General features: G+C 60.9%; 8 protein-coding genes, 6 tRNA genes and 1 pseudogene. 9 read left to right on the forward strand and 6 right to left on the reverse strand.

Annotation, left to right across the window (positions count from 1 at the left end; translation table 11 throughout):
* Together rlmKL and B7L71_RS09370 are read left to right on the forward strand one after the other, a co-directional pair.
* Positions 1 to 1,577, forward strand: a 1,577-nt coding sequence (gene rlmKL, locus B7L71_RS09365) for a bifunctional 23S rRNA (guanine(2069)-N(7))-methyltransferase RlmK/23S rRNA (guanine(2445)-N(2))-methyltransferase RlmL (RefSeq protein WP_081137513.1), incomplete at its 5' end; no start/stop codon positions are given.
* Positions 1,570 to 1,905, forward strand: a complete 336-nt coding sequence (locus tag B7L71_RS09370) for a glutaredoxin family protein (protein WP_081137515.1) — start codon at positions 1,570 to 1,572, stop codon at positions 1,903 to 1,905. The genes rlmKL and B7L71_RS09370, both read left to right, overlap by 8 nt.
* 6 nt (positions 1,906 to 1,911) lie before the next feature.
* Here the strand turns inward: B7L71_RS09370 and B7L71_RS09375 are convergent, their stop codons facing one another.
* Positions 1,912 to 2,193 (reverse strand): hypothetical protein, encoded by a 282-nt coding sequence (locus B7L71_RS09375; protein WP_039176935.1) that lies wholly within the window; start codon positions 2,191 to 2,193, stop codon positions 1,912 to 1,914.
* Between the two features lie 84 nt (positions 2,194 to 2,277).
* On the opposite strand from B7L71_RS09375, the pseudogene pdxB reads away from it, so the two are divergent.
* Positions 2,278 to 3,427, forward strand: a pseudogene (gene pdxB, locus B7L71_RS09380) (4-phosphoerythronate dehydrogenase PdxB).
* Positions 3,428 to 3,504: 77 nt separating this feature from the next.
* Here the strand turns inward: pdxB and htpX are convergent.
* The 5 genes from htpX to B7L71_RS17680 all read right to left on the reverse strand — a co-directional run bounded on the left by htpX (position 3,505) and on the right by B7L71_RS17680 (position 8,139).
* Positions 3,505 to 4,410 carry a protease HtpX gene (gene htpX, locus B7L71_RS09385; protein ID WP_016914474.1) on the reverse strand — a complete coding sequence of 302 codons (906 nt, stop codon included), beginning with the start codon at positions 4,408 to 4,410 and terminating at the stop codon, positions 3,505 to 3,507.
* Between the two features lie 126 nt (positions 4,411 to 4,536).
* Complete coding sequence (locus B7L71_RS09390; protein ID WP_081137517.1) at positions 4,537 to 5,784, reverse strand: pyridoxal phosphate-dependent aminotransferase; 1,248 nt, start codon at positions 5,782 to 5,784, stop codon at positions 4,537 to 4,539.
* Positions 5,785 to 5,839: 55 nt separating this feature from the next.
* Entirely contained in the window at positions 5,840 to 6,799 is a 960-nt protein-coding gene (gene ylqF / locus B7L71_RS09395; RefSeq protein WP_081137518.1) for a ribosome biogenesis GTPase YlqF, read from the reverse strand.
* A gap of 94 nt (positions 6,800 to 6,893) precedes the next feature.
* Complete coding sequence (gene msrB / locus B7L71_RS09400; RefSeq protein ID WP_081137520.1) at positions 6,894 to 7,292, reverse strand: peptide-methionine (R)-S-oxide reductase MsrB; 399 nt, start codon at positions 7,290 to 7,292, stop codon at positions 6,894 to 6,896.
* Between the two features lie 109 nt (positions 7,293 to 7,401).
* Positions 7,402 to 8,139, reverse strand: a complete 738-nt coding sequence (locus B7L71_RS17680; RefSeq protein ID WP_249273222.1) for a TRAP transporter small permease subunit — start codon at positions 8,137 to 8,139, stop codon at positions 7,402 to 7,404.
* Between the two features lie 308 nt (positions 8,140 to 8,447).
* Between B7L71_RS17680 and B7L71_RS09415 the strand changes: the two genes are divergently transcribed.
* The 6 genes from B7L71_RS09415 to B7L71_RS09440 all read left to right on the forward strand — a co-directional run bounded on the left by B7L71_RS09415 (position 8,448) and on the right by B7L71_RS09440 (position 9,074).
* Positions 8,448 to 8,523, forward strand: a tRNA-Glu gene (locus B7L71_RS09415).
* A 25-nt stretch (positions 8,524 to 8,548) separates the two neighbouring features.
* A tRNA-Gly gene (locus B7L71_RS09420) sits at positions 8,549 to 8,623 on the forward strand.
* A gap of 34 nt (positions 8,624 to 8,657) precedes the next feature.
* A tRNA-Glu gene (locus B7L71_RS09425) sits at positions 8,658 to 8,733 on the forward strand.
* Between the two features lie 22 nt (positions 8,734 to 8,755).
* Positions 8,756 to 8,830, forward strand: a tRNA-Gly gene (locus B7L71_RS09430).
* Positions 8,831 to 8,849: 19 nt separating this feature from the next.
* A tRNA-Glu gene (locus tag B7L71_RS09435) sits at positions 8,850 to 8,925 on the forward strand.
* A gap of 74 nt (positions 8,926 to 8,999) precedes the next feature.
* A tRNA-Gly gene (locus tag B7L71_RS09440) sits at positions 9,000 to 9,074 on the forward strand.
* The last annotated feature ends 239 nt before the right edge of the window (positions 9,075 to 9,313 follow it).

Below are 9,313 nucleotides of genomic sequence, written 5' to 3' on the forward strand. Positions count from 1 at the left end.
GGGCTGGCACCCTGCTGATCGAGGCCGCGTTGATGGCCGCCGACCAGGCCCCCAACCTCAACCGTGAGCGTTTCGGCTTTCATGGCTGGGCGGGGCATGAGCCTGCGCTCTGGAGTGAGCTCAAGCGCGAAGCCGAAGCGCGGGCGTCGATTGGCCGCAAGCGCTGCAGGAACCCACTGATCGGCTTCGACCAAAGCCCTGCAGCGCTGAGTGCCGCCAAGTCGAACGCCATGCGCGCGGGCATTCCTGCGCTGATCAGCCTGCATGGCCAAAGCCTGGCCCAGCTCACACGCCCCGCCGACCTCACCGCAGAGCAGGGCCTGTTGATCACCAACCCGCCCTACGGCGAGCGTTTGGGCGAATTGCCGGAATTGGTCAGGCTCTATGCCCAGCTGGGGGAAAAGGCCAAGGCGCTGTTCCCCGGCTGGATGCTGGCGCTGTTCACCGGCAATCCGGACCTGGGGCATCGCCTGGGGCTGCGCGCCCATAAGCAGTATGCGCTAAAGAATGGTGCGCTGGATGCCAAGCTGCTGATGATGCAGATCGGCGCAGCCAGGGAGTCTGCCGTGCCCACCGATTCCGCCACGGCAGAGGCCCTGGCGCCGGAACGGCCTGCCAAGCCAGCGGTGTCGGAAAATGCCCAGATGTTTGCCAACCGCTTGGCAAAGAATCAGAAACGCCTGAAAAAGTGGCTCAAGCAGAGCGGTGAAACCTGCTATCGCCTCTACGATGCCGATATGCCGGAGTATGCGCTGGCCATCGACCGCTATGGCGACCGCGTTCACGTGCAGGAGTATGCCGCGCCGGGCTCCGTGAACCCTGCTCAGGCACAAAAGCGGCTGTTCGACGCGCTGGAAGTGCTGCCTGAGGCGCTGGACGTGGACCCCAGCAAGATTTATGTGAAGCGTCGTGAGCGGCAAACCGGCGCCGCCCAGTACCAGAAGCGCGATGCCAGCGGCGAGCGTTTCGAAGTGCGTGAGGGGAGTGCGCGGCTGTGGGTCAACCTGCGCGACTACCTGGACACCGGGCTGTTTCTCGACCACCGCCCCGTGCGGCGTATGCTGGGCGACATGGCCAGCGGCAAGCGCTTCCTGAACCTGTTCTGCTACACCGCCACGGCTACCGTACAGGCCGCGCTAGGCGGGGCCAGCGACAGCGTCAGCGTCGACATGTCCAACACCTATCTGGAGTGGGCCAGAGACAACTTCAGCCTGAACCAGCTGGATCACCGGCGGCACCGGGTGGTCAGGGACGACTGCTTCCGCTGGCTGGAAACGGCCAATGCCGATTTCGACCTGATCTTCATGGACCCGCCGACGTTCTCGAACTCCAAGAAGATGCGCGATACGCTGGATATCCAGCGGGATCACTCAAGGCTGGTCGAGCTGGCCATGGCGCGCCTGGCGCCGGGTGGCGTGCTGGTGTTCTCGAATAACCAGCGGCGTTTCAAACTGGACGATGCGCTGGTGCAGCGTTACGCAGTGGAGGAGATCACCGCGCGCACCTTCGACCCGGATTTCCAGCGTCGCACCAACCTGCATCACGTCTTTTTGATCAAGAGCCGAGCCGATGATTAAACTCTCCATCTACACTACTCTGGGCTGCCATCTGTGCGCTCAACTCGAAGCGCTGGTGACCACCCTGGCCAACCAGCCAGTGGACTTGCGGCGCATCGAAATCAGCGAAGACGACGCGCTGGTCGAGCGCTACGGCGTGCGTATACCGGTGTTGCTGGATGAGCAGGGGGAAGAGCTGGACCGTGGCTTCGACCTGGCGCGGCTGAGCCAATGGCTGGAGCAACGAGGCTGGCTGGACGAAGCGGCGCTGGCGGCCCTGACCAACCCGCCAGCCCCGACGTCCCCGGTGGGGGCGCACCAGCGTAATGGGCGTCGATTTCTGGGGTAGGCGTGCCTACAGCACATCCAGCAGCGACAGCTGGCGCATGGCCTCCTGGCCTTCGGGGGTGTGGTCGGCGGCTTCCAGTACCTTGCGAAAGCCTCGCGAGGTCTGGATGGTGGACTCGTCCTCCAGCCACATCTGTGCCTGCGCCAGGGTGTCGGCCAACTGATGTTTCAGCCCGCCAAACTGGGTGCCGATCTGCCCCCAGGCGCGGCTGAAAATCCAGTCGCCGAACATATCCTGGTGAATGTGCACCAACACATAGTCATGGTCGGTTTCCCAGCGTACGATCACACCCATCTCCTTAACGCCATCATGTTCACGCCTGCACAGCAAGCCATTGCGGGCGTATTGTAAAGCCCGGAAATCAAAACGCCTATGAAACTTGTCATCGATGCCAACATCCCCGCCGCCGACGCGTGCTTTGGCGGGCTGGGCACCTTGCACCGCCTGCCCGGGCGCGAGATTCGCGCGGCCGACGTGGCCGATGCCGACGCGCTCATCGTGCGCTCCATCACCCGGGTCCGGATGAGGGCCTTGCTGGCCAACAGCCGTGTTGCTTTCGTCGGCACCTGCACCATCGGCACCGATCATATCGACTTGAACTACCTCTCAGCCCAGGGCATCGGGTTTGCCAGTGCGCCTGGCTGCAATGCCGACGCCGTGGTGGACTATGTGCTCAGCAGCCTGTTGACCGTGAGCGAGCGGGAAGGGTGGTCGTCTGCTGTCGCGCCGTGTGGGAGTCGTCGGGGCCGGTAATGTCGGCAGCCGCTTGCTGATGCGGCTGAGTGCACTGGGCATGGAGGTGCTGGTATGTGACCCGCCCCGCGCCGAGCAGGAAGGGCCTGAGGGCTTCGTGGACCTGGATACCCTGATCGAGCAATGCGATGTCATTTGCCTGCATACGCCGCTGGTCAAGCACGGCCCCCACGCGACGTACCATTTGTTGAACGCCGAGCGGCTCCAGGAACTGACCCCGCAAACGGTGCTGGTCAACGCCGGGCGCGGGGACTGCATCGATGGGCTGGCACTGCGCAGCCGCCTGGCAGGCAAGGGCGACATCACCGCCATTCTCGATGTGTGGGAGGACGAGCCGGGCATCGATGCCGGCCTGAGGGATCTGGTGGCCTTGGCAACCCCTCACATTGCCGGCCACAGCCTGGATGGCAAGCTGCGCGGCACCTGGATGATTCAGCAGGCGCTGGCGGCACATGAAGGCCGCCCCTCCGGCCTGGCATTCAGTGACTTGTGCCCGCCCCCGGTGCTGGCCTCGCTGACCCTCTCACAGGCACTGCCCGTTGAAGAGGCACTGCGGCTATGTATCCGAGCGGTGTATGACGTGCGCCGTGACCACGACACGCTGCAGCGTAACGCGATGCAGCAAGGGGTTGCCAAGGGGTTCGATCACTGCCGTGCCCATTACCCGCTGCGTCGCGAGTTTGCCACGCTGAGTGTGCTGTTGAAAGAAGATGCCCAGCCACTGTGTGCGCCTTTGGAAGCTGCCGGTTTTCAAGTCCAGCTCGGCTGAAAAGAGCTGGATACAAAACGCATAAGGCCCGCGATGCGGGCCTTATGGTAGCGACTGCCGTTAAGTGACGGTTAGCATCACTGACGGTAGGCGGCTTCTTTCAGGGCGCGAATGCGGTCGTCCAGCGGTGGGTGGCTGGCGAACATGCGCTCCATCAGCGAGCGGGTCTGGCCTTTGGTGATGGCCATGGCGCGCATCTGGTCGGGCATCTGGTCGGGCATTTCGGTTTCGGCCTTCAGGCGCGCCAAGGCGTTGACCATGGCGCCGGTGCCCGCCAAGCGTGCACCCGCTTCGTCGGCGCGGTATTCGCGGTAGCGCGAGAACCACGCCACGATGGCCGACGCAAGGATGCCAAACACGATCTCGGCAATCATGACCACCGCAAAATACCCCATGAAGCCCAGGCCGCCTTCACCGTCGCTGCGGCTTTTCAGGAAGGTGTCGATCAAGTGGGCGACGGCACGGGCAAAGAACATCACGAAGGTGTTCACCACGCCCTGGATCAGTGCCAGGGTGACCATGTCGCCGTTGGCCACGTGGCCAATCTCGTGGGCCAGTACCGCGCGGACCTCTTCGGGGCGCATGCGGTTGAGCAGGCCCGCCGAGACGGCTACCAGCGAGTCGTTCTTGTTCCAGCCGGTAGCAAATGCATTGGACTGCTGGGCCGGGAAAATGCCCACTTCGGGGGTCTTGATCCCGGCTTCACGGGAAAGCTCGGCCACGGTGTCCACCAGCCACTTTTCGGTGGCGTTGGAAGGCGTTTCGATGATCACCGTGCCCGTGGAGCGCTTGGCCAGCCATTTGGACATGAACAGCGAGATGATCGAGCCCGCCATGCCGACGATGAAGCAGAACAGCAGTAGGCCAGTGAAGTTGATTCCCTGGCTGCGCAGATAGCCCTCGACGCCGAACAGGCGCAGCGTAAAGCTGGCCACCAGTACGACGGCGAGGTTGGTCGCCAGAAACAGCATAATTCGCATCATGGGTGGGTTTCTCCCTTCAGGTTTATAGCGGGGTCTTGCTGGAATATGGCTTAGATGCGTGCCCGTCGCTACAGTTTCAAGTAGCTGTTTTTAATGCTGTAGCGACGGACATGAAGACTGAAATAACTACTGCCGATAGCGTGACAGGAAATTGGCAAAGCGATCCAGCGCGTCGCCCAGCTGGTCGGCCCAGGGCAGCGTCACGATGCGCACGTGGTCCGGGTCTGGCCAGTTGAAGGCCGTGCCTTGCACCAGCAGGATCTTTTCTTGCAATAACAGGTCCAGCACCAGCTGCTGGTCATTCTTGATATTGAAGACCTTGGGGTCCAAGCGCGGAAACGCGTAGAGCGCCCCTTTGGGTGTTACGCAGGAGACACCGGGAATGGCGTTGAGCTTCTCGATGGTGATGTCCCGCTGCGCCAGCAGGCGCCCGCCAGGCAGGATCAGGTCATTGATGGACTGGTAGCCGCCCAGCGCCGTTTGAATGGCGTGCTGGGCAGGTACGTTGGCGCACAGCCGCATGGAGGCCAGCATGGTCAGGCCCTGAATGAAATCCTTGGCCCGCTGTTTGGCCAGCGTGCCGGAAATGGTCATCCAGCCGGAGCGAAAACCAGCGCAGCGGTAGCTCTTGGAAAGCCCGTTCATGGTGATGACCAGTTGATCGTCGTCGGCCAGCGCCCCCGTGGCGGTGTGCTCGACCCCGTCGTAGAGAATCTTGTCGTAGATCTCGTCGGAGAATACCACCAGATTGTGCTGTTTGGCGATCTCGAGGACTTCCCGCACCACTTCCGGAGAGTACACTGCCCCGGTGGGGTTGTTGGGGTTGATGATGACGATGGCCCGGGTACGGCTGGTGACCTTGGCACGAATGTCGGCCATGTCCGGCGCCCAGTCGGCCTGCTCGTCGCACAGATAGTGAACGCCGTGGCCGCCCGACAGGTGGGCAGCAGCGGTCCATAGCGGGTAGTCCGGTGCCGGGATCAGTACTTCATCGCCATCGTTGAGCAGCGCCTGCATGGCCATGACGATCAGCTCGGACACGCCGTTGCCGATATAGATATCTTCGATACCGACGCCGGGGATCTGCTTGCGCTGGCACTCCTGCATGATGGCCTTGCGCGCAGAGTAGAGCCCTTTCGAATCACAGTAGCCCTGGGCGGTGGGCAGGTTGCGCATGACGTCCTGGAGAATCTCTTCCGGTGCCTCGAAACCAAAGGGGGCCGGATTGCCAATGTTGAGCTTGAGAATCCGCTGGCCTTCCTCTTCCAGGCGCTTGGCATGGTCGAGAACCGGGCCGCGAATGTCATAGCAGACATTGTGCAGTTTATGGGACTTCTTGAGCGTGTGTGATTCGTTAGGCTGCGCGGTGTCCATGGGGTGCGTTATCCAAAAGTGTCCATTGCCGTGGGAGTGACTGATTATTCGCCCATTATGCGTTGCTTGATGGCGAGCTGTCTTGGTCGATTTGCTCCACGGGCGGTGGAATGTCCTCGGGGGTTTCCAGCGTCAGCCTGCCCACCTTGCCGTCGCGCAGTTCATGCAGCAGCACTTCGGCGCCTCGGTGCAGGTCCACGGCGCCGCCAGGGCGCAAACCACCGCGCTTGCTGGCAATTTCGGTGAGGATGGCGTGGCCATCGAACCCGGCAATGGCCATAAAGTCGGGCTTCTGGGGGCCATCGGCATCGACCTCTGCCTGAGGGGTGGCAGGGGCTTCATAGCGGGGCAGCGCCTTGAGCTTGTAGCGGGCCGTCAGCGCGTCGGGGTAGCGTTTGGCGAGTTCGGCACAGGCCACCATGGCCACATCGGTATACTCGATGGCCGTGTCGCGAATGGCACCGCTGGCCGCCAGCCGGTAGGCACTGGCCTGATCCTCGATTTTGGGCCACAGCACACCAGGCGTATCGATCAGTGCCACGCGGCCATCGATGCGTACCTTTTGCTGGCGCTTGGTCACGGCGGGCTCGTTACCGGTCTTGGCGATCTTGCGTCCTGCCAGGCCGTTGATCAGCGTCGACTTGCCGACGTTGGGAATCCCCATGACCATCACACGAACATCACGGTCGGCACGCACCGCACCGGCCAGCTCATGGCAAAGCCGGGGAATGCGCTTCAGTTCCCGGGTGTTGGTGGTGGTGATGGCCAGCGCCCGTGTGTCGGCTTGGGCATCGAAAAACGCGACCCACTCGTCGGTACGCGCAGGGTCGGCCAGGTCGGCACGCGACAGAATCTTGAGGACCGGCTTGTGGCGGGTCAGCTCGGCCAGCATCGGGTTGGCGCTGGAGTAGGGGAGCCGCGCATCGAGCACTTCGATCACGACGTCGATTTCCGGCAGCGCGTCCTTGATCTGGCGGCGGGCCTTGTTCATGTGTCCTGGGAACCAGCCGAGCATGGGGATCTCCTGCAAGCACTAACATTCGGCATAAAAAAGCGGGCCGCCATTCTAACAGATGGTGCCCGCCTTGCTGTGCTTCGTTTGGGATCAATTATTCGTCGGGGTGAAACTCCAAAGAGACCGAGTTGATGCAGTAGCGCAGGCCCGTCGTTTGCGGGGGGCCGTCGGGAAACACGTGTCCCAGGTGGGCATCGCAGTGGGAACACACTACTTCGGTGCGAATCATGCCGTGGGAAGTATCGAGATGCTCTTCCACGCAGCGGATGCCCAGTGGCCTGTCGAAGCTTGGCCAGCCACAGCCTGCATCGAACTTGTGTTCGTTCTCGAACAGCGGCGCATGACAGCAGACGCAGTGGTAGATGCCTTGGGCATCGCTCACTTGATAGTCACCGGTAAACGGACGCTCGGTTCCCTTCTCCCGAGCGACGCGGTACTGCTCCGGGGTCAACTGCTGGCGCCATTCTTCAGGGGATTTCGCTATTTTCGCCATGGGGCTCTCCTCTCCCTCCGGTTGCTGATAAGCAGAGGCTTATGGGGCAGGCAGGATACCACCGTTATGCCTGACGCTATACCAGTGACAATGGCAGCCCTGCTCAGGTTCAGCATGTGCGAAAGTGGGCGATAGCGCCAGTACCGGGCCTAAACGCTGGCGGCGCCGCCGCAAACATGGTGCCCACGGATTCACCGAGGATCTCCGCCAGCAGAATCAGCACCAGGCTAGGGAGGATGATTTGCCCCAGCGTGTCCGACGCACAAATCATGCCGGTGGCCAGGCCTTGTAGTGCCAATAGAAGAAACCCCAGAGGGATGAGCGATTTCAGCAACCAGCGGAAGGGCAGGCCGCCTGGGTTGGGTGAGGTTTCGTTACGCAGATATGACTGCTCTACCCAGGGCAGGGTCAGCCAGGCGATGTAGAGCCCCATGACCAATAGCAGCAGACCGCCGATCACTTTGGTGATGCGCCGAACGATGGCGGGAAAACGCTCGTAAAACACATCCACCCGCACCTGTGCGTACCAGTGAGTCGGCGTTGGCTTCGGTGGCCAGGGTATCCATCGTGGCTTCACGCAGCGCTTCGACCACAGGATCAGTTCTCCTGCTGCAAAGTGCTGAATATTGAGCCGTCCGCCCGACATGGCGTTGATCTTGGCAATCACGTCCCGCGGGCTGCCGGGCCCTTCTACATAGAACGGAGAGCCTGGGCTGTAGGCATTGGTCATTCGCCAGTTGAACTGTTCGCTCGACTGCGCCTTGGCCAAGGAAGGGGCGCCCAACACCAGCCCCGCAGTGGATGTCAGAGCAGCGCTGGTAAGAAACTTGCGACGGGTAAAGGACATACAGCACCTCATGCAGTAAGGAAAGACGGCAGTGGTAGGGGAGCACCAATCGCCGAGGGACGCTGTGTACAAAGCAAGGGATATGCCAAAAAATCGATTTTATTTTAAATAAAAGATTTTTAGGGCTTTGTAGGATGCGCTGAACGGGTGGCGTGGTGCGCATGGGCAAGTTTCGTGCACCGTTATCGCGCATGTTATTGCCCTCAGGCACCTTCGTTGCGCAGGCATAAAACGTTTCGATATCAGAGGGCTTGACAGTAAGAGGTGCGCTGATTAATATACGCGCCACCTCGACGAGGCAATGAAACGTCCCATTCGTCTAGTGGTCCAGGACACCGCCCTTTCACGGCGGGAACAGGGGTTCGAACCCCCTATGGGACGCCATCGTATCGTTCAGGTTATCGGAGTTGCGGGAATAGCTCAGTGGTAGAGCATCGCCTTGCCAAGGCGAGGGTCGGGAGTTCGAATCTCCTTTCCCGCTCCATAACGCGTATGTAATGAATCATACGTGTTTATACGTCCCATTCGTCTAGTGGTCCAGGACACCGCCCTTTCACGGCGGGAACAGGGGTTCGAACCCCCTATGGGACGCCAATCCGATTTTTAGCGACATCAAGCGGGAATAGCTCAGTGGTAGAGCATCGCCTTGCCAAGGCGAGGGTCGGGAGTTCGAATCTCCTTTCCCGCTCCAGTCGTCTACGTGTACATGTGTCCCATTCGTCTAGTGGTCCAGGACACCGCCCTTTCACGGCGGGAACAGGGGTTCGAACCCCCTATGGGACGCCACTCGCATGACGCTGATACTTGGTTGTCGTCATCGGTTGTTTTAACCGGTTCCCATAAGTAATGCCGTTCATGTTGCGGGAATAGCTCAGTGGTAGAGCATCGCCTTGCCAAGGCGAGGGTCGGGAGTTCGAATCTCCTTTCCCGCTCCAGTTCAACGGTCCTCCTTCCTGTTTCTTCGTCTTCGTCTTCGTCTTTGCTTTTCCATCGCTTTTTCTGATTTTCCCTCGCTGGATCCCCTTCGTCTCTGTTATCCGTTCGGCCACTGCCTTGAGCAGCGCTTTTTCGTGGGTGTCGTTTGGTCTGGCTAAGTAATGTGTGCTATGACGTCTGCGCTAGCGGCAAGCTCGTTAGCTTGAAAAAATATGCGTTCGCCCCGATATCTTCCCAT

Origin of the sequence: Halomonas sp. BC2 (genome assembly GCF_002078115.1) — a bacterium.
Classification (GTDB): domain Bacteria; phylum Pseudomonadota; class Gammaproteobacteria; order Pseudomonadales; family Halomonadaceae; genus Vreelandella; species Vreelandella stevensii.